Source organism: Kitasatospora sp. NPDC040550 (assembly GCF_055594965.1).
The window spans coordinates 44,767-69,549 of the sequence record NZ_JBVIWC010000011.1; the positions used below are offsets into that span (position 1 = coordinate 44,767).

General features: G+C 73.6%; 18 protein-coding genes and 1 tRNA gene. 10 read left to right on the plus strand and 9 right to left on the minus strand.

Translation table 11 applies throughout. From position 1 onward, the window contains the following. Positions 1-40 precede the first annotated feature (40 nt). Entirely contained in the window at positions 41-1,624 is a 1,584-nt protein-coding gene (locus ACZ58X_RS17910; RefSeq protein WP_470334585.1) for a Na+/H+ antiporter, read from the minus strand. Between the two features lie 210 nt (positions 1,625-1,834). Here ACZ58X_RS17910 and ACZ58X_RS17915 point away from each other — a divergent pair, with 210 nt between their 5' ends. The 4 genes from ACZ58X_RS17915 to ACZ58X_RS17930 all read left to right on the plus strand — a co-directional run bounded on the left by ACZ58X_RS17915 (position 1,835) and on the right by ACZ58X_RS17930 (position 4,650). Then, on the plus strand, positions 1,835-2,743 hold the full coding sequence (locus ACZ58X_RS17915; RefSeq protein WP_470334586.1) for an NADP-dependent oxidoreductase: 909 nt from the start codon (positions 1,835-1,837) through the stop codon (positions 2,741-2,743). Between the two features lie 61 nt (positions 2,744-2,804). Then, positions 2,805-2,878 (plus strand) — tRNA-Lys (locus ACZ58X_RS17920). 156 nt (positions 2,879-3,034) lie between these two features. Further along, complete coding sequence (locus ACZ58X_RS17925) at positions 3,035-4,021, plus strand: GlxA family transcriptional regulator (protein ID WP_470334587.1); 987 nt, start codon at positions 3,035-3,037, stop codon at positions 4,019-4,021. Continuing rightward, complete coding sequence (locus tag ACZ58X_RS17930) at positions 4,021-4,650, plus strand: DJ-1/PfpI family protein (RefSeq protein WP_470334588.1); 630 nt, start codon at positions 4,021-4,023, stop codon at positions 4,648-4,650. The genes ACZ58X_RS17925 and ACZ58X_RS17930 overlap by 1 nt, the downstream gene beginning before the upstream one ends. 48 nt (positions 4,651-4,698) lie before the next feature. On the opposite strand, the gene ACZ58X_RS17935 is transcribed toward ACZ58X_RS17930, so the two are convergent. Next, positions 4,699-6,372 (minus strand): chitinase, encoded by a 1,674-nt coding sequence (locus tag ACZ58X_RS17935; RefSeq protein WP_470334589.1) that lies wholly within the window; start codon positions 6,370-6,372, stop codon positions 4,699-4,701. Positions 6,373-6,507: 135 nt separating this feature from the next. On the opposite strand from ACZ58X_RS17935, the gene ACZ58X_RS17940 reads away from it, so the two are divergent. Next, positions 6,508-9,804 carry a S41 family peptidase gene (locus ACZ58X_RS17940; protein ID WP_470334590.1) on the plus strand — a complete coding sequence of 1,099 codons (3,297 nt, stop codon included), beginning with the start codon at positions 6,508-6,510 and terminating at the stop codon, positions 9,802-9,804. 31 nt (positions 9,805-9,835) lie between these two features. Here ACZ58X_RS17940 and ACZ58X_RS17945 read toward each other — a convergent pair whose 3' ends face one another. Further along, entirely contained in the window at positions 9,836-10,048 is a 213-nt protein-coding gene (locus ACZ58X_RS17945; protein ID WP_470334591.1) for a hypothetical protein, read from the minus strand. A 140-nt stretch (positions 10,049-10,188) separates the two neighbouring features. Here ACZ58X_RS17945 and ACZ58X_RS17950 point away from each other — a divergent pair, with 140 nt between their 5' ends. Beyond that, entirely contained in the window at positions 10,189-10,968 is a 780-nt protein-coding gene (locus ACZ58X_RS17950; RefSeq protein ID WP_470334592.1) for a phosphoribosyl-dephospho-CoA transferase MdcG domain-containing protein, read from the plus strand. A gap of 10 nt (positions 10,969-10,978) precedes the next feature. Here the strand turns inward: ACZ58X_RS17950 and ACZ58X_RS17955 are convergent, their stop codons facing one another. From ACZ58X_RS17955 to snpA (ACZ58X_RS17970), 4 genes are all read right to left on the minus strand, one after another. Beyond that, positions 10,979-13,039 (minus strand): phosphocholine-specific phospholipase C, encoded by a 2,061-nt coding sequence (locus ACZ58X_RS17955; RefSeq protein ID WP_470334593.1) that lies wholly within the window; start codon positions 13,037-13,039, stop codon positions 10,979-10,981. 233 nt (positions 13,040-13,272) lie between these two features. Beyond that, the gene (locus ACZ58X_RS17960) at positions 13,273-13,932 is read right to left on the minus strand and encodes a pentapeptide repeat-containing protein (protein ID WP_470334594.1); all 660 of its coding nucleotides are present in this window, start codon (positions 13,930-13,932) and stop codon (positions 13,273-13,275) included. Between the two features lie 145 nt (positions 13,933-14,077). Beyond that, the gene (gene snpA, locus ACZ58X_RS17965) at positions 14,078-14,701 is read right to left on the minus strand and encodes a snapalysin (RefSeq protein ID WP_470334595.1); all 624 of its coding nucleotides are present in this window, start codon (positions 14,699-14,701) and stop codon (positions 14,078-14,080) included. Positions 14,702-15,035: 334 nt separating this feature from the next. Continuing rightward, a complete protein-coding gene (gene snpA / locus ACZ58X_RS17970) occupies positions 15,036-15,674 on the minus strand; it encodes a snapalysin (protein WP_470334596.1) in 639 nt (212 codons plus the stop codon). A gap of 283 nt (positions 15,675-15,957) precedes the next feature. On the opposite strand from snpA (ACZ58X_RS17970), the gene ACZ58X_RS17975 reads away from it, so the two are divergent. Continuing rightward, entirely contained in the window at positions 15,958-16,932 is a 975-nt protein-coding gene (locus ACZ58X_RS17975; protein ID WP_470334597.1) for a LysR family transcriptional regulator, read from the plus strand. Here ACZ58X_RS17975 and ACZ58X_RS17980 read toward each other — a convergent pair. Together ACZ58X_RS17980 and ACZ58X_RS17985 are read right to left on the minus strand one after the other, a co-directional pair. Beyond that, on the minus strand, positions 16,929-18,143 hold the full coding sequence (locus ACZ58X_RS17980) for a low temperature requirement protein A (protein ID WP_470334598.1): 1,215 nt from the start codon (positions 18,141-18,143) through the stop codon (positions 16,929-16,931). The genes ACZ58X_RS17975 and ACZ58X_RS17980 overlap by 4 nt on opposite strands. 488 nt (positions 18,144-18,631) lie before the next feature. Further along, complete coding sequence (locus tag ACZ58X_RS17985; protein WP_470334599.1) at positions 18,632-20,335, minus strand: ABC transporter family substrate-binding protein; 1,704 nt, start codon at positions 20,333-20,335, stop codon at positions 18,632-18,634. A gap of 334 nt (positions 20,336-20,669) precedes the next feature. Between ACZ58X_RS17985 and ACZ58X_RS17990 the strand changes: the two genes are divergently transcribed. Genes ACZ58X_RS17990 through ACZ58X_RS18000 form a run of 3 tightly spaced genes read left to right on the plus strand, consistent with a single transcriptional unit; the run spans position 20,670 to position 24,710 of the window. Then, the gene (locus ACZ58X_RS17990; protein ID WP_470334600.1) at positions 20,670-21,650 is read left to right on the plus strand and encodes an ABC transporter permease; all 981 of its coding nucleotides are present in this window, start codon (positions 20,670-20,672) and stop codon (positions 21,648-21,650) included. 16 nt (positions 21,651-21,666) lie between these two features. Continuing rightward, entirely contained in the window at positions 21,667-22,638 is a 972-nt protein-coding gene (locus ACZ58X_RS17995) for an ABC transporter permease (protein WP_470334601.1), read from the plus strand. Further along, complete coding sequence (locus ACZ58X_RS18000) at positions 22,635-24,710, plus strand: ABC transporter ATP-binding protein (RefSeq protein ID WP_470334602.1); 2,076 nt, start codon at positions 22,635-22,637, stop codon at positions 24,708-24,710. The genes ACZ58X_RS17995 and ACZ58X_RS18000 overlap by 4 nt, the downstream gene beginning before the upstream one ends. Positions 24,711-24,783: the final 73 nt, after the last annotated feature.

Below are 24,783 nucleotides of genomic sequence, written 5' to 3' on the forward strand. Positions count from 1 at the left end.
CTGCCCGTCACTTCCGTTGCACCCGCCGCTGGGGCCGTGTTCACTTCCGCTCGGAGCGCAGGTCCAGTCCGCGCAGCACGTGGTCGACCAGCTCCGGGTCGGCGCCGAGCTCGCTGCGGGCGACCAGCATCTCGCGGCGGGAGGCGGCGATCATCTCCTGCTCCACCTCGGCGGCGGCCCGCCACTGGGCGATCCGCTGCTTCGCCTCGGCGGCCTCCTCCTCGGCGTAGTTCTCCGGGCAGAGCCGGGCCAGCCGGTCGTGCTGACGATCCCGCAGCCGGTCGGCGACCTCGGTCGGCAGCCGGTCCTGCTCCTCCAGTTCGCCGAGCCGCGCCAGCCCGGCCTTGGCGGCGCGCCACCACAGTTGACGCACGGCCTGTTCGTGCGCGTCCTGGTCGATGTCCAGTTGGAGGCGCTTGGCCAGCCAAGGCAGGGTCAGGCCCTGCACCAGCAGGGTGAACAGCACCACGCTGAACGCGATGAACACCAGCCGGCCGCGCTCGGGGAAGTCGGCGCCGGAGTGCAGGCTGAGCGGGATGGCCAGGGCGAGGGCGACGGTGGCCACCCCGCGCATGCCGGACCACCAGAGCACCACGCTCTCCCGCCAGCTGAACGGGGTGTCCTCCTCGTTGTTCTTGCGCAACCTCTTCGACAGCCAGCCGGCCGGCAGCAGCCAGAGCAGCCGGACCGCCACCACGACGGCGATGACCACGGCGGCGTCGCCGAGGAAGCCGGTCCAGCCGCGGCCGGCCTCCTTGAGCACGGTGGCCAGCTCCAGGCCGATCAGGCCGAAGGCGACGCCGGTGATCAGGATCTCGACCACCTCCCAGAAGGCGTTGCCGACCAGCCGGTAGGCGACGGCGTCCGCGTCGGAGGCCCGCTCGGCGAGGTAGAGCGCGCAGACCACGACGGCGAGCACGCCGGAGCCGTGGATCTCCTCGGCGACGGTGTAGGCGGCGAAGGGCACCAGCAGGTTGAGCGCGACCTGCTGGGTCGGGTCGTCCAGGCGCTCGGCGAGCTTGGCGTTCACCCAGCCCAGCACCACGCCGACGACCACCGCGAGCACGGCGGACAGCACGAAGCGCAGCACGGCGTGGCCGACCGAGAAGTCACCGCTGACCACGGCCTCGATGGCGAGCGAGTAGATGACGATCGCGGTGACGTCGTTGAACAGGCCCTCGCTCTCCAGGATCGCCACCAGCCGGCGGGGCAGGCCGATGCTGCCGGCCACCGCGACGGCGGCCACCGGGTCGGGCGGGGAGACCAGCGCGCCGACCGCGATCGCGGCGGCGAGCGGCAGCGCGGGCAGCAGCCAGTGCACGGTGCCCGCCACCGCGATCGTGGTGACCACCACCAGGGCGACGGCCAGCAGCAGGATCGAGCGGGCGTTGGCCTTGAAGTAGCGGACGCTGGAGCGCCGGGCGACGGCGAAGATCAGCGGCGGCAGGACCAGCGGGAGGATCAGCTCGGGCTCGATCTTGACGTCCGGGATCTGCGGGACGATCGCCATGACGATGCCGAGCAGGGTCATCAGCACCGGTTGCGGCACGCCCGTCCGCCGGGCGAGTGGCATGGTCACCACGGAGGCGAGCAGCACCAGGAAGAACAGGGGCAGCTGGCCCACGGGGAGGTTCCTCTCGACGACGGACGGCTGAGCGCCGCCCAGGATAAATCTGACAATGCGCCCATTCGCGGGGACACGCCGAACGGACGCTTGACCTCAAGCGCACTTCACATCCGAGGATCGGGACGTTCGAGCAGCGGATCGGCGAGCGCCGGCAAGCGGCGGCGGGAGTCGGCCGGCAGCGGCGAGGGTCGGCGAGAGGAGCACCCCATGAAGGCGGTCACCGTACCGAGGTCCGGCGGTCCCGAGGTCCTGCGGGTCACCGAGGTGGCGGACCCGGAACCCGGGCCGGGAGAGGTCCGGGTGCTGGTGTACGCCGCCGCGGTCCAGCCGGTGGACCTCGCGATCCGGGAGGGCTTCCGCCCGCCGGGGCTGGTGGTCGAGGAGCCGTTCGTCCTGGGCAACGAGTTCGCCGGGGTGGTGGACCGGCTCGGGCCGGGCACCGGGAACTGGCGGGTCGGCGACGAGGTGCTGGGCTTCCGGGTACTGGGCTGCCAGGCCGAGCTGGTCACGGTGGACGCCGGTCAGCTGGTGGCCAAGCCCGCCGGGATGCCCTGGGAGCAGGCCGGCGCGCTCTCCGCCTCCGGCCAGACCGCCCACGTGGCGCTCGACCTGCTCGGGGTCGGCCGCGGGGACACCGTGCTCGTGCACGGCGCCTCCGGCGGGGTCGGCACCGTCGCCGTCCAGCTCGCCCGCTCCCTGGGCGCCACCGTGATCGGCACCGCGAGCGAGCGCAACCACGACTACCTGCGCGGACTGGGCGCGATCCCGGTCGCGTACGGCGAGGGGCTGGTCGAGCGGGTCCGGGCGGTCGCGCCGCACGGGGTGGACGCGGCCTTCGACGCGGCCGGGCGGGGCGCGCTGGCCGCCTCCGTCGAGCTGGTCGCCGACCGGCACCGGATCGGCACCGTGGTCGACTACCCGGAGGCCGAGCGGCTGGGCGTCCGGGGGCTGCGGGGGCCACGCACCGCCGAGCGGCTGGCCGAGCTGGTGCGGCTGTGGGAGGCGGGCGGGCTGCGGCTGGAGATCGCCGAGACGCTGCCGCTGGAGAAGGCCGCCGAGGCGCACCGGCTGGTCGCCACCGGGCACGTCCGCGGCAAGGTGGTGCTGACCGCCTGAGGCTCTCCGGGCCGATTGTGTGTTTCGGCCGCTGACCAGGTAATGTTCTCCACGTCAGCAGGCGCCGCTAGCTCAGTTGGTTAGAGCAGCTGACTCTTAATCAGCGGGTCCGGGGTTCGAGTCCCTGGCGGCGCACAGACAGCCGAGAGGCCCCTTGCGAGAGCAAGGGGCCTCTCGGCGTTCCGGCGTACCCCGCGCCCGACGCCCCGCACCCGGTGCCCGGTGCCCGGTGGCAGGAAAGGTGGGAAACCGGTCATTGCTGCCGTCGCGGGCCGGTGACAGGCTGACCGCATGAGAGCGCGCAGCGTGGTCGTCGTCCTCTACGACGACGTGCAGAGCCTGGACGTGACCGGCCCCCTGGAGGTCTTCGCGGGGGCGGGCGCGGCCGCCGGGCAGCCGGGCGCCTACCGGGTGACCACCGCCTCCGCCGGCGGCCGGCCGGTGCGCAGCTCCAGCGGGCTGCGACTGCTGCCGGACGCCGACCTCGCCGAGGTCGGGCCGGCGCACACGCTGCTGGTCCCCGGCGGGGTGGACTTCGAGCACCCGGACGGCGCGCTGGTGGCGCGGATCCGGGAGCTGGCCGACCGGGCCGAGCGGGTGGTGTCGGTGTGCACCGGGGCCTTCCTGCTCGCCGAGGCCGGACTGCTGTCCGGGCGCCGGGCGACCACCCACTGGGCGTACTGCGGGGAGCTGGCCCGCCGGTTCCCGGACGTGGTGGTCGACCCGGACCCGATCCACGTCCGGGACGGGCGCATCGCCACCTCGGCCGGGGTCACCGCCGGGATCGACCTGGCCCTGGCCCTGGTCGAGGAGGACCACGGCCGGGACGCCGCACTGCTGATCTCCCGTCACCTGGTGGTCTTCCTGCGCCGGCCGGGCAACCAGGCCCAGTTCAGCACCCAGCTGGCCGCCCAGGTCGCGGTCCGGCAGCCGCTGCGCGAGGTCCAGCAGTGGATCGCCGAGCACCCCGGGGCGGACCTCTCGGTGGAGGCGCTGGCCCGGCGGTCGGCGCTGTCGCCGCGGCACTTCGCCCGGGCCTTCGCCGCCGAGGTGGGGGTGCCCCCGGGCCGGTACGTGGACGGGGTCCGGCTGGAGGCCGCCCGGCGGCTGCTGGAGGACACCGACGACGGCGTCGAGGCGATCGCGCGCTCCTGCGGCTACGGCACCCCGGAGGCGATGCGGCGCGCCTTCGTCCGGACCGTGGCCGCCCCGCCCGCCGAGTACCGCCGCCGCTTCCGTTCCCGGCCCGACGGCCCGCAATCCGATGGAGGTCCCTGATGCGCATCGCGATCCTGCTCTACCCCGAGTTCACCGGCCTGGACGTGGTCGGCCCGTACGAGGTGCTGTCCCGGATCCCCGGGGCCGAGGTGGTGTTCACCGCCGCCCGGCGTGGCCCGGTCCGCAACGACCTGGGCAGCCTGGCGCTGACCGCGGACGCCGCCCTGGACGAGGTGGACTCCGCCGACCTGCTGCTGGTCCCCGGCGGGCCCGGGACGGAGGCGCAGCTCGCGGACGCGGCGGTGCTCGACTGGGTGCGCCGGGTGGACGCGACCACCACCTGGACCACCTCGGTCTGCTCCGGCTCGCTGATCCTCGCCGCCGCCGGCCTGCTGGCGGGCCGGCGGGCCACCAGCCACTGGGGCGTGCTGGACCACCTGCCCCCGTTCGGGGCGGAGCCCACCGGCACCGAGCGGATCGTGGTCGACGGCAAGTACGCGACCGCGGCCGGGGTCTCGGCCGGGATCGACCTCGCGCTGCGGCTGACCGGCCTGATCGCCGGGGACGGGACCGCGCAGGCGATCCAGCTGCTCATCGAGTACGACCCGCAGCCGCCGTACGCCGCGGGCTCCCTCGCGAAGGCCTCCCCCGCGGTGGTGGAGGGGGCGAAGCGGCTGCTGGTGCCCTGACGGCGCCGCACGGGGTCCGCGCCGGACGGGCGCGGACCCCGCCTCCGGTCAGCGGCCGAAGTAGGCGTCGAAATTCTTGGAGAACTCCCGGCCGCCGAACCGGTCCCAGTTGACCGACCAGGTCATCAGCCCGGCCAGCTTCGGCTGGGCGCCCGAACGCGGCACGTACGTCCCGCAGTTGGCCAGCTTGGTGAGGCAGTCCAGGGCCTTGTCCACCTCGGTCGGGGCGACGTAGCCGTTGCCCGCGTTGGTGGTGGCCGGCATGCCGATGGCGACCTTCGAGGCGGGCAGCGGCGGGAACACGTTGTTGGCGTTGCCCGCCACCGGGAAGCCGTTGAGCAGCAGGTCGGTCATCGCGACGTGGAAGTCGGCGCCGCCCATCGAGTGGTACTGGTTGTCCAGGCCCATGACGGAGCCGGAGTTGTAGTCCTGGACGTGCAGCAGGGTGAGGTCGTCGCGCAGCGCGTAGATCACCGGAAGGTACGCCCCGGCGCGCGGGTCCTGGCCGCCCCAGGGGCCGGATCCGTAGTACTGGTAGCCGAGTTGGACGAAGAAGGTCTCCGGCGCCATGGTCAGCACGAAGCCCGGACCGTACTTGGCCTTGAGGGTCTTGAGCGCCGAGATCAGGTTGACGATGACCGCGCTCTTCGGGTTCTTGAAGTCGGTGTCACCGGTGTCGAGGGAGAGCGAGTGGCCCTCGAAGTCGATGTCCAGTCCGTCCAGGCCCCACGTGTCGATGATGGCCGAGACCGAGCTGACGAAGGTGTCCCGGGCGGCGGTGGTGGTCAGCTGTACCTGGCCGTTCTGGCCGCCGATCGAGATCAGCACCTTCTTGCCCTGGGCACGCTTGGCGGCGATGGCGGCCTTGAAGTCGGCGTCGGACTCGACGGTGGGGCAGTCGGTGGCCGAGCAGCGGTTGAAGCGGATGTCACCGGAGGTCGGGGAGGTGGGCTCGCCGAAGGAGAGGTCGATGATGTCCCAGGAGGCTGGGACGTCGGCCATCCGGGTGTAGCCCGCGCCGTTGGCGAAGCTGGCGTGCAGGTAGCCGACCAGGGTGTGGTTGCCGGCGGGGGTCCCGGTCGGGGTGCCGGTGGGCGTACCGGTCGGGGTGCCCGTCGGGGTCCCGGTCGGCGTGGACGTGGGCGTCGGCGTCGGGGTGGGCGTCGGGGTCGGGGTGGGCGTCGGGGTCGGGGTCGGGGTGGGTGTCGGGCTGGGGGCGCCCGGGCCGTCCAGCGAGACGTCGTCCGCGTAGTAGGTGCCCTGCCCGTACCAGCCGTGGGTGTACACGGTGGCGGTGGTCTGGTTGGCGCCGGTGGTGAAGCCGAGGCTGAGCTTCTGGTAGGCACCGCCGGTGCCGGGCGTCCAGGTGCTGGGGCCGCCGCCGTCGACGCCCAGGTAGACGTAGGAGCCGTTGACCCAGGCACTGAGCGTGTAGGTGGTGCTGGGGGCGACGGTGACGGTCTGGGAGCACTGGGCGGTGTCGCCCGCGGTGGCGGCGGCGGCGAGCGCGTGGCTGCCGCCGTGCACCGGGCCCGTGACGACGCTGCCGGAGTTGCCGGTACAGCTCCAGGGGCCGAGCGTGCCGGATTCGAAGCCGCCGTTGACCAGGAACTCGCCGGCCGAGGCGGCGGGCGCCAGGCCGAGGGTGACGCCGACCAGGGTGGCGGCGGCGAGGGCGGAGGCGGTGCCGGCGGCGAGGCCGTTTCTCAGGGTTCTGCGCATGCGGGTGCTCCTGCGGTGGCGCGGTCGTGGGGGACGTCCGAGGGCACGCCGGAGCACGCGCCAGTGGGGGGAACGGCCCGGCCTGGCACCCAAGTTGGACTAGACCACTGAAATGGATCCGGCCGTGCGCTGTCAATGGTCCAGACCGGTGCGGGAGGGTCGTCTCCGGTTGCCGGGGGTGACACCCCGTCGAAGGATGGAGGAGTGACCCCGCCCGGCTACCTCCGCCACCCCCACCTGCACGGCGGCCTGCTCACCTTCACCGCCGAGGACGACGTCTGGATCGCCCCGCTGGAGCCCGGGGCCGCCGCCACCGGCCGGGCCTGGCGGGTCGGCTGCGACCGCACCCGGGTCAGCCACCCCCGCTTCTCCCCCGACGGCACCACCCTCGCCTGGACCAGCTGGCTCGGCCTGACCCCCGAGGTGTGGACCGCCCCGGTCGAGGGCGGCGAGACCCGCCGGCTCAGTTACTGGGGCAGCCAGGACACCCGGGTGCGCGGCTGGCTGCCGGACGGCGAGGTCCTGGCCGTCACCTCCTTCCACGAGCCCTTCGGCCACTACACCTGGGCACACGCCCTGCCTCCCGACGGCTCCCCCGGCCGCCGGATGCCCTGGGGGCCGGTCGGCGACGCCCAGCTCAGCCGGGACCGGACCGTCCTGCTCACCGGCGCCGCCCCGCACGAGCCCGCCGCCTGGAAGCGCTACCGCGGCGGCGCGATCGGCCGGCTCTGGGTGGACGGCGAGCTGATCCTGCCCGGGCACACCGGGCACCTCGCCTCGCCCATGCCGGTCGGCGAGCGGATCGCCTTCCTCTCCGACCACGAGGGCATCGGCAACCTCTACTCCTGCCGCCCCGACGGCACCGACCTGCGCCGGCACACCGACCACGCCTCCTACTACGCCCGCGAGGCCGCCACCGACGGCACCCGGATCGTCTACCAGCACGCCGGTGACCTCTGGCTGCTGGACGGCCTGGACGCCGCCGCCCCGCACCGGCTGCGGGTGCCGCTCGGCGGTTCCCGGGCCGGCCGCCGCCCGTACCAGGTCGGTGCGGCCTCCCAGGTCAAGGACCTCGCCTGCGACCGGACCGGCCGGGCCGGGGTGATCACCGTGCGCGGCAGCCAGTACTGGCTCACCCACAAGGACGGCCCGGCCCGCGCGCTCGCCGACACCCCCGGGGTGCGCACCCGGCTGCCGGTGGTGCTCGGGCACACCGGCGAGGCCGCCTGGATCACCGACGCCGAGGGCGACGACGCGATCGAGGTGATGCCGCTGCCGGGCCACCAGGAGACGGCGGCCCACCAGGAGACGACCGCCCACCGCCACCGGGTGCTCGCCGCCGGCCGGCTCGGCCGGGTCCTGGAGCTCACCGCCGCCCCGGACGGCTCCCGGCTCGCCGCCACCACCTCGGACGGCCGGCTGCTGCTGGTCTCCGCCGAGGACGGCGCGGTGCGCGAACTGGCCGCCTCCGAGCACGGGCCGGTCGCCGGCGCCCGGTTCTCCCCCGACTCGCACTGGATCGCCTGGTCCCAGCCGGCCGCCGGGCGCTCGCTGCGCCGGATCCGGCTCACCCGCACCGACACGCCCGCCCCGACCACCGACGTCACCGACGGCCGGTTCGAGGACGAGCAGCCGGTGTTCACCCGGGACGGCCGCTACCTGGCCTTCCTGTCCTGGCGCGGCTTCGACCCCGTCCACGACGTGCACACCGGCGACCTCTCCTTCCCGCTCGGCTGCCGCCCGTACCTCGTCCCGCTCACCGCCGACACCCCCTCCCCGTTCGCCGCGCCCGCCGAGGAGGCCGCCCCGCGCGGGGACGGCGGCGGCGACGGCACCGTCCGGGTCGACCCGGCGGGCATCGGCGAGCGGCTGCTCCAGTTCCCGGTGATCGCCTCCAAGTACTCGGCCACCGACGCGGTGCGCGGCGGCCTGGTCTGGCTGCGCTGGCCGATCTCCGGCACCCTCGGGCAGACCTTCGCCAACCCCGACGACACCTCCGGCCGCCCCTCCCTGGAGCACTTCGACCTGGCCCGGGGCACCCGCACCACCCTGGTCGACAAGCTGGACGGCTACGCCGTCTCCGGGGACGGCGGCTCGATCGCGGTCTACTCGGCCGGGACGCTGCGGGTGATCCCGGTGGCCGCCCCCTCCGCCGGGACCGGCGTCGACCTGCGCCGGATCACCCACACCGTGCACCCGGCCGCCGAGTGGCGCCAGGCCTACCACGAGGCGGCCCGGATCGTCCGGGACCAGTTCTGGGACCAGCGGATGTCCGGCCTGGACTGGCCCGCGCTGGTCGCCCAGTACGAGCCGCTGCTGGAACGCGTCTGCTCACCCGACGACTTCGCCGACCTGCTGCGCGAGCTCCTCGGCGAGCTCGGCACCTCGCACGCCTACGTCACCCCCTCCCGCCGCGCCGAGGGCCCCAGCCTCGCCCAGCAGCCGCTCGGCCTGCTCGCCGCCAACGCCCACCGCGCCCCCGACGGCCGCTGGCTGGTCGACCGGGTGCTGCCCGGCGAGTCCTCCGACCCGCGCGCCCGCGCCCCGCTGGCCGCCCAGGGCGTCCGGGACGGCGACGAACTGCTGGAGGTCGGCGGCCGCCCGGTGGACCCGGTGCGCGGCCCGCTGCCCCTGCTGGCCGGCACCGGCGGCACCACCGTCGAACTCGCCCTGCGCAGCGGCCCGGACGGCCCGGTGCGGCGGATCACCGTCACCCCGCTGACCGACGAACGGGCCGTCCGCTACCAGGACTGGGTGGCCAAACGCCGTTCCCTGGTCAGGGAGTTCAGCGACGGCCGGTGCGGCTACCTGCACATCCCGGACCTCGGCGGCTCCGGCTGGGCGCAGTTCAACCGGGACCTGCGGCGCGAACTGGACAAGCCCGCACTGGTCCTCGACGTACGCGGCAACGCCGGCGGCAACGTCTCCGAACTCGTCCTGGAGAAGCTCACCCGGCACGTCCTCGCCTGGGATTTCAGCCGCGACCGCCGGCCCGTCCGCTGGCCCCGGCACGCCCTGCGCGGCCCCCTGGTGGCGCTCGCGGACGAGGCCACCAGCTCGGACGGGGACGTGATCATCGCGGCGATCAAGCTGCTCGGCCTCGGCCCGGTGATCGGCAACCGGACCTGGGGCGGGGTGGTCGGGATGACCGGGCGGCACACCCTGGGCGACGGCACCCAGATCTCGGTGCCGAAGAACGCCTCCTGGTTCAGCGGCGGGCTCGGCTGGTCGGTGGAGAACCGGGGTGTCGAGCCGGACGTGCACGTGCTGCGCACCCCGCGGGACTGGGCGCGGGGGCGCCACCCGGAGCTGGTCACCGCCGTCCAACTGGCCCTGGAGCTGCTGGAGGACGCTCCGGCCGCGGCGCCCCCGCCGGAGTCCACGCCCCGGCCGGACCTGCGGCGCCCGCCGCTGCCGCCGCGGGAGCGCTGACGGCGGCGGACCCCGGTCCAGGCGGCGGACCTCAGTCCCAGGGATCGCCCTCGGCCGTCATGTTCTCGGCGGCCCGCCGGTCGGCCTCCTCCTGGGCGGCCGACCGCTCCTGCGTCTGCCTGGCCCGTTCGACGTCGTCGCTGTACGCGTCGGCGGCCTCGTCGTGAGCGAGCGCGGCGCGCTCGGCGGCCTCCGGGCCGGCGGCCTCGTGGCCCCTGTGGAAGATCCTGTCCAGGATGCCCATGACTCCTCCTCCGAACGGATTACCGGGCTGTCCCCCACTCTCACACCGGGAGTCGGCGGTCGCACGTTGAGCCTTTGGTCCCGGCCCGACGCGCCCAAGGGCCGTAGCCGGGCGGTTCCGGACGGGCGGAGGGTGGCGGTGTGAGGAACTCGACCGAGGAACTGCACGACGGACCGCGCCGCCGGGTCGGCGCACTGGCCGCGCTGGACGGACGGCTGCCCGGCCCCCACGACCTGCTGCTGATGCAGTGCCCGAGCTCGCTGCGCCCGCCGGCCGGCGGCGAGCTGCCGGACTGGGCCCGGACGGTGCTGCGGGCGCACCCGTGGGTCACCGTCGGCCGGGCGCCCTCGCCGGTCGGCGCCCCGGTGGACGTCCCGCGGCCGGAGCGCTGCACCCGGGGCCGACCGGCCGCCCCCGAGCACTGGATCCCGGTCACCGTACGTGGCCCGCGCCGCGGGCAGCGGCTGGACGCCCTGGCGCCCTGGGCGGCGGTGGCCCGGACGCTGCGGCCCGAGCAGCTGGTCGGCCGGCAGGGACTGCTGGCCCCCGAGCGGGTCGCCGGGATCCCGGCGCTGGCCCTGCTGCCGGAGGTCGGCCGGCTGGTCGCGGACCACCGGCTGGCCTGGGGCCCGATCGGCGCGGTGGGCTACGAGCTGGGCACCGGCGTCCCGGTGGTCGGACCGCTCAGCCCGCTGCGGCTGGTGCTGCGCACCCCGCACCCGGTCAGCCGGCGGGACGCGCTGCACCTGCGGCGGGCGCTGAGCAAGCTGCCGGTGCCGGTGCAGGCCGAGCTGGAGACCCGCTACGGCGCGGTGCACCTCGCCGAGTACGCGGCCGGGCCGCTCAGCGTCACCCTGCTGACGCCGTCCGGGCCCCGGGAGGTCCACGATCCGTGGTTCCCCCGGGGCCCGTTCGCGTGAACCGGGACGGTCAGCCGCTGACGCTGGGCGCGCCCGTCTCCAGGTGGCCGGTGAACCGCTGCGACCAGCTGCTGTCGGCGTCCACCGTGACGGTGAAGTCGTACCAGCCGTTGTTGCGGGCGACCGCGTTGAAGAAGTCGCTGACGCTGCCGCCGGCCGGGACCTGGTACGTCCAGGGCCCGTCCGTGCGGTAGTTGGTGGAGGTGATGGTGAAGGTCATCGGGGCGCTGCCGGAGTTGGCCAGCTTGAAGTAGACGGCGAGCTTGCCGCTGCCCGGCTCGACCGCGTACGAGGCGGTGACGGCCGCGTTCTTGCCCGCCTTGGTGGCGTCGCCCTTGAAGCGGCGCAGGAAGCGGTTGGGGCCGACCACGGTGAGGTCGTACGGGCCGCCGCCGAAGTTGGTGCCGCAGTTGAAGAAGTCGCTGGTGCTGCCGCCCGGGGCGACGGTGTACTGCCAGGGCCCGCCGCTGCGGTAGGCGTTGGCGTAGGCCGCGAAGTGCGCGGAGTTCACGGCCGCGGTGCCCGTGTTCGCCATCGCGATCCAGACCTTCATCACCCCGCCCGAGCCGAACTCCAGGTGGTCCAGGTTGGCGTTGGGCTGGTACGGCAGGGCGCGGGCCGGGCGGGTGCCGGGCTCCTGGGCGGGCAGCGCGTTGTCGGCGGGCGAGGGGTTGGGCAGCGGGCCGCAGGTGGCCAGGCCGATGGTCTGCGAGGTGTCGGGCAGCGCCGGCATGCCGTACACCGGGTTGGCGAAGTCGAAGACCGAGGTGAGGTCGCCGCAGACCTGGCGGCGCCAGGTGCTGATGTTGGGGCTGGTGGCGGGCCTGCCGAGGGCGGCCGTCCACACCTCCAGGAAGCGCAGCACCGAGGTGTGGTCGAAGGTCTCGGAGTTGACCCAGCCGCCGCGGGTCCACGGGGAGACCGCGATCAGCGGGACCCGGAAGCCGAGGCCGATGTTGGTGGAGTTGTAGAACTCCCCCGCGGTGCCCGCGGGCGCGGCCGGCGGCGGGACGTGGTCGAAGAAGCCGTCGTTCTCGTCGTAGTTGATCAGCAGGACGGTGGAGTTGAACACGTTGGGGTCCGCGTTCAGGGAGTCCATCACCAGGTGGACGAAGTGCGCGCCGTCCTCGGGCGTGGCGTAGGGGTGCTCGGAGGACTGCTGGTCGGCGACGATCCAGGAGACCTGCGGCAGGGTGCCGTTCAGCACGTCGGCGCGGATCGCGGCGGCGATGTCGTCCGGGGTCCGGCCGGTGACCTTGGGCACCGAGCCCATGCCCTTGACGGCCAGCGGGCTGCCGGCCGCGGCGCCGGTGAACTGGCTGAAATAGGCGAGGGCGTTGTCGCCGAAGTTGTCGGCGGCGTTCTGGTAGACCTTCCAGCTGACGCCGGCGGCCTCCAGTGCCTCGGCGTAGGTCTGCCAGCGCAGGTTGGACTCGGAGCCGCCGTCGTAGGCGGGGCCGCCGGCGGTGCCGGCCGGGTCGATCGTGCCGCTCCAGTGGTAGGTGCGGTTGGGGCCGGTCGCGCTCAGCACCGAGCAGTGGTAGGCGTCGCAGATGGTCCAGTTGTCGGCCAGCGCGTAGTGGAACGGGATGTCGCCGCGCTGCAGGTGGCCGAGGGTGCGGACGGTGCCCTTGGCGGACACCCAGGAGTCCATCTTGCCGCCGTTCCAGGCCTTGTGCTGGTCGGACCAGGCGTGCGAGAGGTCGCCGTTGCACTGCGCCTGGGTCTCCGGGGAGCCGCTCGCGCCGGTGGGGTTGAAGGCCCACGGGTACTGGCGGGCGAACAGCCCGTTCGGCTGGTTGAAGACGCTGTAGCCGCCGGAGATCTGGATGGCGGCCCGGTCGGCGAAGCCGCGGACGCCCTTGAGGGTGCCGAAGTAGTGGTCGAAGCTGCGGTTCTCCTGCATCAGGATCACCACGTGCTGCACGTCGGTGATGGTGCCGGTGGTGCTGAGCGTGGTGCTGGAGGCGGCCGCGGCGTCCTCGGCCCCGGCGCCGGCGCCGGCCACCGCGAGGCCGGCCGCGGCGGCGCCGGACAGCGTGACGAACTTTCTACGACTCAACTCGGCCATCAGCCCGGTCGTCCCTTCACTGGCGATGTTGTGTACACAACTCGGTGCCATCGATCGCGGAGCAGTCTCCACCGCCGCCGGAGCGGGCCACCAGATGCGCGCAGCAGGTTTGTCGGACTGTTCGCCCGGGGGTCACCGAACGACGCCGGGCTGAACGTCAGGCTGATCGGCCGAGGAGGTTCCAGGAGTGCCCAGGAGAAGGTGCCAGGAGTGCCGGGGAGGAGCCGGGCGGCTCAGCGGTCCTTCACCTCGATCCCCAGCGCCTGGGCGAACTGAGGTGCCAGCTCCAGCAGTTGGGGCGAGCTGATGACCGCCCCGCGCAGCCCCTGGTGGCCGTCCGCCAGCCCGAGCCGGGCGGCCCCGCGCAGGTCCACCGCGCTCAGCACGGCCCCGCGCAGCCGCACCTCCTCCAGCGTCGAGCCGGGGAAGGACACCCCGGTCAGCTTCGCCTCGCCGAAGTCCACGTCGCGCAGCAGGCAGTCCTCGAACACCACGTCCCGCAGCACGGCCGAGCGCAGGTTGACCGCCTCCAGCTTGCAGCCGCGGAACACCACCCGGCGCAGCGCCGAACCGTACCCGGCGATCCCGGCCAGCACGCCGCCGACGAAGGAGCTGTCCTGCCATTCGGTGTCGCTCAGGTCGCAGGCCACCCAGCGGCCGGCCTGCACCCAGACCTCGTTGAACCGGGCCTGGCGCAGCTTGACCCCGCTGAGCGCGACCCCGGTGAAGGCGCACTCCAGGAAGGCCGCCCCGGCGCCCGACTCGTCGGTGCGCTGACCGCCGTCGAAGTGCGCGGTGTCGTACCGCTCGTCGCTGCGCAGCGGGCCGGGGTGGGGGCGCAGCAGCTCGGCGTACGGGAGGTCGGCGAGCTGCTCGGGGACGGAACGGGGCATGGCGGTGGCGCCTCTCGGATCGCGGGCGAACGGGTCTCGCCCGCATGCTCGCACGCGGCACCGACAGTCCGGCCGCACCCGCCCGCGGCGACGCCCCGGCCCGGCCGCTGCGGACGCGGCCGGGCCGGGGCGTTCACGGGTGCCGTCAGCCGCGCGCCCAGAGCGAGTTGACCCGGCTGCGCTCGGTGCCGTTCGGGTACGGGTTGGTGCAGGAGGTGCCGGGGCCGCCGCCCGACATCAGCTCGCTGCACGGGCCGGAGTAGTGGTCCGGCAGGCCGAGCACGTGCCCGGTCTCGTGCGCCGTCACCCGGACCGAGTTGTACTGCCGGTTCTGCTGGTAGTCGAGGAAGACGTAGCCGCGCCCGTGTCCGTCGGTGCTGGCGTAGGAGCCACGGCTGTCGTTGCCCTCGTAGTAGCTGAAGTCGGCGGCCGAGCCGGCCCGCAGCTGGACGTTGCTGACCGAGCTGTTCCAGATCTGCGCGGCGTTGGCTATCTGGGTGCGGAAGGACGGCGCGGAGCTGGCGTCGTAGGTGACCACGACGGTGGCCAGGCCCGGGCTCGCGGCCTGCTTGGCCTTGGCGGAGGCCATCACGGCCTGGAAGAACGCCTGGTTGTCGGCCGCTTCCTGGGCCGAACCGGCGTACGTCGACGCGGTGTAGCCCTGGACGGCCGGGGCGGCCGGGGCGGCGGCGGCCGCGGTGGTGGGCAGCACGGCGAGACCCGCCGCGAGGGCGAGGCCGAGGGTCGCGGACAGCACGGATCGCTTCATGTGGGGGCTCCTGAAGGGGTCCTGGAAGTGGGGGGTTCCGGTCCCGGGTGCCGTAGCCGGATTGGGGGCCGGCTCGGGGGGCACCCGGCGACCGGGTGTCCCCAGAGCTTCGGGCAGCCCGGCGGCCCGGCGGATGATGTCAACCACCGATAGCCCGGTCCAATACCCCCGGCCCCCACCGGATTCCGGCCGTCTTTTCCTCGTCTTGACCTAGCCATGCCCCTGGCATTCCGTTCCGGGGGCGGCTAGGCTCCGAGGCGGGGAAGTACCCATGCGGCGGGCCGCCCGTTTCCGGCCGGGCGGGCCGCCGCACCCGATCCACCTGCCGGGCAGGTCAGTTGGCCGCCGCCACGCCGTTCGCCCAGAGCGAGTCGACCTGCGCGCTCTCGTTGGCGTCGGGGTGCGCGTTGGTGCAGGACGTACCGGGGCCGTGGCCCGACATCAGTTCGCTGCACGGACCGGAGTAGTCGTCGGGCAGGCCGAGCACGTGCCCCGTCTCGTGGGCGACGATCCGGAGCGAGTAGTACTGCTGGGCCTGCTGGTGGTCGATGAAGATGTAGCCGTGCCCGTGTCCGTCGGTGCTGGCGTACGAGCCGTTCGGGTCGTCGCCCTCGTTGTACGAGAAGTCGCCGGTGCCGCCGCTCGCCTCCTGGAGCTGGACGTTGCGCACCGAGCTGTTCCAGATCTGCGCGGCATTGGCGATGTCACCGGCGAAGGAGGGTGCGTTGGAGGCGTCGTAGGTGACGGTGACGGTGGTCAGGCCGGGGTCGGCGGCCCGCTTGGCCTGGACGGAGGCCATCACGGCCCGGAAGAACGCCTGGTTGTTCGCGGCCTCCTGGGCCGAACCGGCGTACCTCGACGCGGTGTGGCCGTGGACGGCCGGGGCGGCGGGGGCGGCGACGGCGGTGGCGGGCAGGACCAGGGCGCCGGCGAGGGCCAGGCCCAGGGTCGCGGACAGCGCGGATCGCTTCATGTGGGGGCTCCGGATTTCGGGGCGCGCCGGCCCGCCGGGGCCGGTGGGGGCCGGCCGTGCGGCGGCGGCGCGCGGTGGGGGACGTCCCGGCCGGGGCCGGGGCGGTGCGGTGTCCCCGAGCTTCGACCCGCCCGGGCCCGTCGCGGATGATGTCAACCGGCGATAGTCCGGCCGCATACCGGTGCCGCGCACCGGCGGGGCTCCGCCGCGCGGCCCGTCGGTGTGCGCTTGATTCTCTGTCATGTCCTTGGCGATGTGGCTCGGTGACGTCTATGCTCCCGTCGTGGAGCTCGACGTGAGACACCTCCGGGTGCTGTGCGCGATCGCCGACACCGGCAGCCTCCGCAAGGCCGCGCTCCAACTCGGCATGACCCAGCCCTCCCTCACCACCCAGCTGCACCGCATCGAACGGGCCATCGGCGGAACCCTGTTCACCCGCGAGCAGACCGGCAGCCGGCCCACCGCGCTCGGCCACTCGGTGCTGTCCCGGGCCCGGCCGGTGATCAGCGAGATGGCCGCCCTGGTCGCCGCCGCCCGGCAGGAGGCCCGCGACACCGCGGGGCCCGGTCGGCAGCGCCGGCTGCGGATCGGCAGCGTCGGCAGCCGGGCCGTCGCCGCCTGGCTGCGCCGGGTGCACGAGCGGCTGCCGGACACCGACACCACCATCCACGTCGACATCTCCGCCAGCGCGCTGCTGCGGATGGTCGCCTCCGACCAGCTGGACGTGGCCTTCGTGTACGAGAGCGAGGGCTTCCCGCTGCGGGTCCCGCCGGACGCCGAGCACCGGGTGCTGATGGCCCGCGAGCCGCAGTTCGTCGCGCTCGCCGCCGGGCACCCGGCCGCCGCCCGGCCGGTGGTCCACCTCGCCGACCTCGCCGAGGACACCTGGATGGTCGACCCGACCGCCGACCACGAGTACGCCGCGATGCGCCGGGTGTTCAGCGAGGCCGGGCTCAACCCCCGGGTGGTGCAGGTGCGCGACAACGCCACCGCCGCCGAGCTGGTCGCCTCCGGCGAGGCCGTCCGCCCCTGCCAGCCGACCTCACTGCCCGGGCCCGGCACCGTGGTCCGCCCGGTGCACGGGGACCCGCTGGCCGTCCGGCTGCTGTTCACCTGGCGCCCCCGGGTGCTCAGCCAGCCCGCCCTGGACGCGCTCTACGGCGAACTGCGCGCCGCCTACCTGGATCTGGCCAAGGTCAACCCGGCCTACCTGGACTGGCTGGCCCGGCACGAGCCCGTCCTGCTGGAACGCGTCTAGCGCGCGCCCCACCCCCGGCTCTCCCGGCTGTGGATCAGCACCCCCACCGCGACCATCAGCGCGCACACCAGGCCCGCCGCCAGCACCCCCGAGCCGCCGAGCGCGGTGCAGGCCAGCACCAGCGCCGCCCCGAGCGGCGCCATCGACTGGGCGACCAGCCCGCGCTTGGTGTGCCGGGAGTGCAGGTACCAGACGGTGACCAGGTAGACGGCGGTCGGCACGGTGACCGTCGCGGTGGCGGCCGTCGCGGAGATCTCCGCCTTGTGCACGGCCGACTCCACCGCCACCTCCAGTCCGGTGCCGATCGCCGCCGCCGAGCCGAACACCAGGTAGTGCCCGTAACCCCAGGCGAAGGCCTGCCGGTTGGAGCGCAGGTGGTCGTGGACCGGCCGGGCGAAGTAGATCCACCAGGCCGCGAAGCAGATCAGCAGCCCGCCGACCGCCACCGGCACCAGCCGGCCCAGCCCCTCGTGCTCGTCCACCGCCGACTGCACCGCCACCGTCGCGGCGGCCACCGTCTCGCCGAGCACGATCAGGGTGAACAGCCCGTACCGCTCGGCGATGTGGTGCGGGTGCCAGGAGGTCTGCGCCCGCCACTCGGCGAACACCGGCACGCCGAGCTCGCACAGCACGCCGATCGGGATGATCACCGGCAGGGCGGCGTCCGGCAGGAACAGCACCACCACCCAGGCGGCCTGGCAGAACGCGATCCCCGCCGCGTAGCGCAGCGCGACCGTGCGCGCCTCGCCCTGTTCTCCGGCCGCCGCGCGCAGCCACTGGCTGACCATGGCCAGGCGCATCACCACGTAGCCGGTGATCCCCAGCGTCAGGTCCTGGGTCTCGAAGATCCGCGGCACCCCGGCGGCCAGGATCAGCACGCCGGCGATCTGCACCAGGGTGGTGACCCGGTACGGCACGTCGTCGCAGTCGTACGCGGAGGCGAACCAGGTGAAGTTCATCCAGGCCCACCAGATCGCGAAGAAGGCGAGCACGTAGCCGCGCAGGCCCTCGCCGTAGTGCCCGGCGGCGAGGGAGTGGGCGAGTTCGCGCCCGGCCTGGCCGACCGCGACCACGAAGCAGAGGTCGAAGAAGAGTTCCAGCGGGGTGGCGACCCGGTGCGGCTCGGCGCGGTCGCGCGGGACCATCCGGCGCACCGGGGGCGGGTCGACGTGCTGCGCTCGGGGTGCCTCGGCGGCGGGGTCACTGGCCATCGGTGCTGCTCCGGGGGTCGGGGCGGGGGCGGGGGCGGCCCGACTGGGCCCGCCGTCCCGCGCATCCTGGCAGTGGCCGGGGTCCGACGCACGCACCGGCGCGGGCGGGTGCGCCGGTGCGGCAACTCCGTTCGAACCCGGGCACGATGCCCCCGTATGCCCCTTTTCTCCTTGCCGTCAGCGAGAGTTGACGCTCCGGTGCGCGAAGTGGGTGACAGCGCGGCGGGTTTCCGGGCGCGCCCCGCGCGCTGCGCCGCGACCGGCCCGGCGGCCCCGCTAGATTCGTCCCCGGTTGGAAGCGAGCACGGGCCCCTCCCGGGGCCCCACGACACGGGCGGCCTGCGGGCAACGCGGAAGGTCAAGGCCGGTGGCAGGACAGCGGGGGCGGCGAAGCCGGCCCACCCGTGTCCGCGCCACCGGCCTCGTGATCACCGCGCTGCTCGCCAGTGCCTGCCGTGCGGTCGCCGTCGCCACCGCGACGGCCCCGGTCACTTCTCCCAGCCGACCTTGGCGTAGTCCGTGCCCCCCAGGCCGAACGCGCCCTCGTTGGCCAGGCCCTTCCGGGTCGCCACCACGACCGGCCGCTGGTAGAGCTCGAAGGTGTGGCCGAGCTCCCAGATCTTCGCGTCCGCCTGGTTGTAGAGCTTCGCGGCCTCCACCTGGTCCAGCGTGCCGGCCGCCTTCTTGAGCAGCGCGTCGATCTCGGGCGTGCCGAGCTTCGAGAAGTTGCCGAAGACGTTGTCGCCGACCGGCAGCCGGAAGTTGACGAGCGAGGTCGACAGCGGGAACGAGTCGGTGTTCCGCCAACTGGCGATCTCGAACTTGCCGGGGTTCACGTACTTGGTGAAGAAGTCGTTGGCGGGGACCTTGTCGAGGTCGACCTTCACCCCGGCGGCCAGCCACATCGCCGCCGCGGCCGTCGCCAGGTCCAACTGCGCCTGGGGGGTGGAATCGTTGATCACCCAGTGCAGTTCCAGCTGCTGCCCGTCCTTGGTGCGCGGCTGACCGCTGCCCGCGTCCTTCCACCCGGCGTCGTCGAGCAGCTTCTTGGCCGCGGCCAGGTCGAACTTCGCCCACTCACCGGAGTTGTCCTGGTAGCCGGTCTGGTTGGGCATGAAGATGTGGTTGTCGAGCGGCTTGAACTCCACGGGCACGCCGTTGTTCGCGATCTTGATCAACGAGGACCGGTCGAGCGCCTTCCCGAGCGCCTGGCGGACCTTCTGGTCCGCCAGGGCTCCGCCCTGGCCGAACGAGATGTGCACGTCGTCCCACGGACTGGCGGCCCGGATGACGGCGTCCTTGGCGCCCTTGAGCTGCCCGTACGCGGTGGCGGTGCCGGCCGTGGCGAGGTCGATCTCGTTGTTGAGGAACGCCTGCGTCGTCGCCGACTGGGACATCACCCGGAAGGTGATCCGGTCAAGCTTGGCCTTCGTCCCCCACCACGCCGGGTCCGGGACCAGGGTCAGGGTCTGCGCGGTCTTGTCCGCCGTCCCGATCTTCAGCGCTCCCGCCGTGATCGGGATCTTGTCCACCCAGCCCTGGTTGAAGTCCTGGGCCGTACCGATGCCCGCCGCCGGAATCAGCGGGCGGAACAGGTTCTGCCAGTCGGCGTACGGCTCGGAGAAGGTCACCTTGACCTCGGTCGGGTCCGCGCCCTGCTCGACGGAGGAGATGAGCTCGTAGCCGGAGGAGTCGGCGATGTTGTAGCCGTCCTTCTTGCCGTTGCTCGCCTCCCAGTCCGCCTTGAAGTCCAGGTAGCTCAGCGGCTTGCCGTCCGACCACTTCGCCTTGGGGTTGAGCTTGTAGGTGATCACCTGCGGGGAGGTCGAGGTGATCTTCGCCTCCTGGAGGTAGTCGGCGACGGGCTGGAAGTTCCCGGCGGCATCGGTGGTGAAGAGGTCGGGCTCCAGCGCCCGCATGATCTCGACCGCGTCCCCGTACCTGCCGTCGACCTGGAACGGGTTCCACTGGGTGATCCACTGGTACAGCGGCAGGCGCACCTCCCCGCCGTCCTTGACCTGGTCCAACGGCTTGGCGTTGATGTCCTGGGAGTCCTGCCTCGGCGGCTCGCTCTTGGCCACGCCATCCGCCGAACCGCCCCCGCCCGAGGTGCACGCGGTGACCGCGAGCGCGACGGCGACGGCGAGGGCGGTCGCCCGGCCGAGGCGGCGGGCCGTGGTGGAAGCGTCCATGAGGGTCCCCCTGGTGAGGTCTGTGGAACGGGAGTTCGGGCGCGGCAGGCATGACTTGGCTTGAGCATGGGCACTCAATCCGGCACCGAGCCAGAGGAACGTAACAGCGGATCAGATCCGCCACCAGGGGGAGGAGCGAACACCTGATCCAAAAGTCACGGGCCGCAACGCTGCCGCAACACCCCCGCCGTGCCCGGGTGCTTCACTCTGACCTGCGCTTCCCCGACTCCCCCGTCCCGCCCACCGATTGACGCCCTGACCGGGCCCCGACCGAAGGCCACCACCCGATGCCCACCAGACGCGTCGGCCCCGCCCCCACCCCGGGCGGCCGTTGATGCTCCGCTACCTCGCCAAGCGGCTCGGCTACTACGCGGTGCTGCTGATCGCCGCCGTCTTCCTGGCGTACGCGATCTCCGCGACCGCCCTCCAGCCCCGCACCTACTTCGACGCCAAGGTCCCGCGCCCGTCGGCCGCGTCGGTCGAGCACCAGCTCACCGCGCTCAACCTGAGCGACCGGACACCGGTGCTGGTGCGTTTCGGCCACTGGAGCGGCGGGCTGCTCCACGGCGACCTCGGCCGGACCATCCACGACACCCCGGTCTCCGACGACTTCGGCCGCCGGGTCTGGGTCTCGCTGCGGCTGATGCTGCTGGGCAGCCTGCTGGGCATGGTCCTCGGCGTCGCCGCCGGGGCGTGGAGCGCGGTGCGCCAGTACCGGATCTCGGACCGGCTGCTCACCGTGCTGTCCTTCGTGCTGCTCTCCACCCCGGTCTTCCTGGTCGCGCTGTTCCTCAAGAACGGCGCGATCGCCGCGAAGGACGCGGCCGGCCACGAGGTCGTCCCGTTCACCGGCTACGAGACCCCCGGGCTGACCGGCGGCATCGGCACCCATCTCGCCGACTGGGCCCTGCACCTGCTGCTGCCCACCGTCTCGCTCGCCCTCGGCGGCCTCGCCACCTACAGCCGCTACCAGCGCGGCACCATGCTCGACGTGCTCGGCTCCGACTACCTGCGCACCGCCGAGGCCAAGGGCCTCACCCGGCGCCGGGCCCTGCTCAAGCACGGACTGCGCACCGCCGTGATCCCCATGTCGACGATGTTCGCCTACAGCTTCCTGGGCATCTTCACCGGCGCGATCTTCACCGAGACCATCTTCGGCTGGCACGGCATGGGCGAGTGGCTGATCCAGTCGATCAACGAACAGGACGTCAACTCCGTGGTGGCGATCAACCTGTTCACCGCCGTCGTCGTGCTCGCCTCCGGCTTCCTGGCCGACACCCTGCACGCCGCCCTCGACCCGCGCGTGCGGTCCTGACCGGAGGGAGACCGAGATGACCACCCTCTCCGTGGAACCCGTCGAGCCTTCCGGACCCGTCGACCCGGTCGAGCCGCCCGTACCCGTGCCCGCCCCCGCCCGGGCGACCGGTCGCGGACGCCTCGTCCTCGCCCGGCTGCTCGCCGCCCGCGGCGCCCTGGTCGGCGCCGTCGTCGTCCTGCTGCTGTTCGCGCTCGCCTTCGCCGGCCCGTACCTGACGCCCTGGGACTACGCCGCCCCCGACTTCAGCGCGCTGCACCAACCCCCTTCCGCCGAGCACTGGTTCGGCACCAACGGGGTCGGCCAGGACGTGTTCGCCCAGACCGTCCGCGGGCTGCAGAAGTCGCTGATCATCGGCCTGCTGGTGGCGCTGTTCTCCACCGTGCTGGCCTCGCTGGTCGGCGCCTGCGCCGGCTACTTCGGCGGCTGGACCGACCGGGCGCTGATGTTCCTGGTCGACCTCCTGCTGGTGTTCCCCAGCTTCCTGATCATCACCATCGTCTCGTCCCGGCTGAAGAGCGCCGGCTGGATCGCCTTCGTGCTGCTGCTCGCCCTGTTCAACTGGATGATCACCGCGCGGGTGGTCCGCTCGATGACCCTCTCCCTGCGCGAGCGCGAATTCGTGCGCGCCGCACGGTTCATGGGAGTGCGGCCGCTGCGGATCATCAGCCGGCACATCCTGCCGAACGTCGCCTCCTTCCTCATCATCGACGCCACCATCGCCGTCGGCGGCGCGGTGATGAGCGAGACCGCGCTCTCCTACTTCGGCTTCGGGGTCAAGGCGCCGGACGTCTCGCTCGGCACCCTGCTCGCCGCCGGAACCAGCGAGGCCCCGGTGTTCCCGTGGATGTTCTACTTCGCGGCCGGGCTGCTGGTGCTGTTCGTGCTCGCCGTCAACCTGGTCGGGGACGGGCTCCGCGACGCCCTCGACCCCACCGCCGGGGGCGCGCCGCGCCGTACCCGCCGCCTTCGGAGGAAGCAGAAGTGACCACCGCCGTCGAGACCCCGCTGCTCGCCGTCCGCGACCTGCGGGTGGACTTCGCCGGCCCGCACGGCCGGGTGCCCGCCGTACGCGGGGTGGACCTCACCCTGCACCGCGGCGAGACCCTCGGCATCGTCGGCGAGTCCGGCTCCGGGAAGTCCGTCACCGCGCTGTCCGTGCTCGGGCTGCTGCCGGGCACCGCCCGGATCGAGGGCTCGGTGCGGCTGGACGGCCGGGAACTGGTCGGCCTGCCCGGCCGGGAACTCGCCGCGATCCGCGGCCGCCGGGTCGCCATGGTGTTCCAGGACCCGCTGTCCGCCTTCACCCCGGTCTACCGGATCGGCGACCAGATCGCCGAGGCCGTCCGGATCCACCAGCCGGTCGACCGGGCCACCGCCCGCCGCCGGGCCGCCGAACTCCTCGACCTGGTCGGCATCCCGGCGCCCGACCGGGCCCTGGACAGCTTCCCCCACGAGTTCTCCGGCGGCATGCGCCAGCGCGCCATGATCGCCATGGCCATCGCCAACCAGCCCGACATCCTGCTCGCCGACGAGCCCACCACCGCACTGGACGTCACCATCCAGGCCCAGGTGCTCGACGTGCTGCGCACAGCCCGGGAGGAGACCGGCGCGGCGCTCGTCCTGGTCAGCCACGACCTCGGGGTGATCGCCGGGGCGGCCGACCGGGTCGCCGTGATGTACGCGGGCCGGGTGGTCGAGACCGCCGGGGTGGACGAGCTGTTCGCGGCCCCGCGCCACCCGTACACCCTCGGCCTGATCGGCGCACTGCCCCGGCTGGACGGGCGCGGCGGCCCGCTGGTGCCGATCCCCGGCGTCCCGGCGCCGATGGCCGAACTGCCGCCCGGCTGCCCGTTCGCCGCGCGCTGCCCGCTCGCGGAGGAGCGCTGCTCGACGGCGGAGCCCGCGCTGAGCGGGGACGACGGGCACCGGGCGGCCTGCGTGCGCTCGGCGGAGCTGGCCGAGCGGCGGCCTGCCCCGAGCGAGGTGTACCCCGTGCCGGAGCCGCCCCCGGGGCCCGCCGCCGGGGACCGTTCGACCCGGCCGCAGGTGCTCTCGGTGAGCGGGCTGGGGAAGACCTTCCCACTGCTCAAGGGCACGGTGTTCAAGCGGAAGGTCGGCGAGGTCTACGCGGTGGACGGCGTCGACCTGGACCTGCGCCAGGGCGAGACCCTCGGCCTGGTCGGGGAGTCCGGCTCGGGCAAGTCCACCACGCTGTTCGAGCTGCTGAGCCTGCGCGCCCCGGAGACCGGCCGGATCGAACTGCTCGGCCACGACACCGCCCGGCTCACCCGGGCCGAGGCCCAGCGGCTCCGCTCCGAACTGCAGATCGTCTTCCAGGACCCGATGGCCAGCCTCGACCCCCGGATGCCGGTCGGCGACATCGTCGCCGAACCGCTGCGCGCCCAGCACGCCCCGCGCGAGGAGATCGCCCGCCGGGTGCCCGAGCTGCTCCGCCAGGTCGGGCTCGACCCGGACCACGCGGTCCGCTACCCGCACCAGTTCTCCGGCGGGCAGCGCCAGCGGATCTCCATCGCCCGGGCCCTCGCCGTCCGGCCCAAGCTGCTGGTGCTGGACGAACCGGTCTCCGCCCTGGACGTCTCGATCCAGGCCGGGGTGCTCAACCTGCTCCAGTCGCTCAAGGCCGAACTCGGGCTGTCCTACCTGTTCGTCTCGCACGACCTCTCGGTGATCCGGCACCTCGCCGACCGGGTCAGCGTGATGTACCTCGGCCGGACGGTCGAGCAGGGCCCGGTCTCCGCCGTCTTCGAACGGCCCCGCCACCCGTACACCCGGGCGCTGCTCTCCGCCGTGCCGCTGCCCGACCCCGCCGCCGAACGCGCCCGCGACCGCATCCTGCTGGCCGGCGACCCGCCCTCCCCCACCGAGCGCCGCACCGGCTGCCCGTTCCGCACCCGCTGCCCGCTCTACGCCGGGCTCACGGACCCCGCGGCCCGGGCGCGCTGCGAACAGGAGCGGCCGGCCCTGGACGGCGACCGGGCGGGGGCCGGGGCCGGGACGGAGAGCGACCACCGGGCCGCCTGTCACCACCCGGGGTGACGGCGGAACCCTCACTCTCGGTCATCCGCCGAATACGATTCGGCGGAACGGGTTGCCGACGTGTACTGTCTTC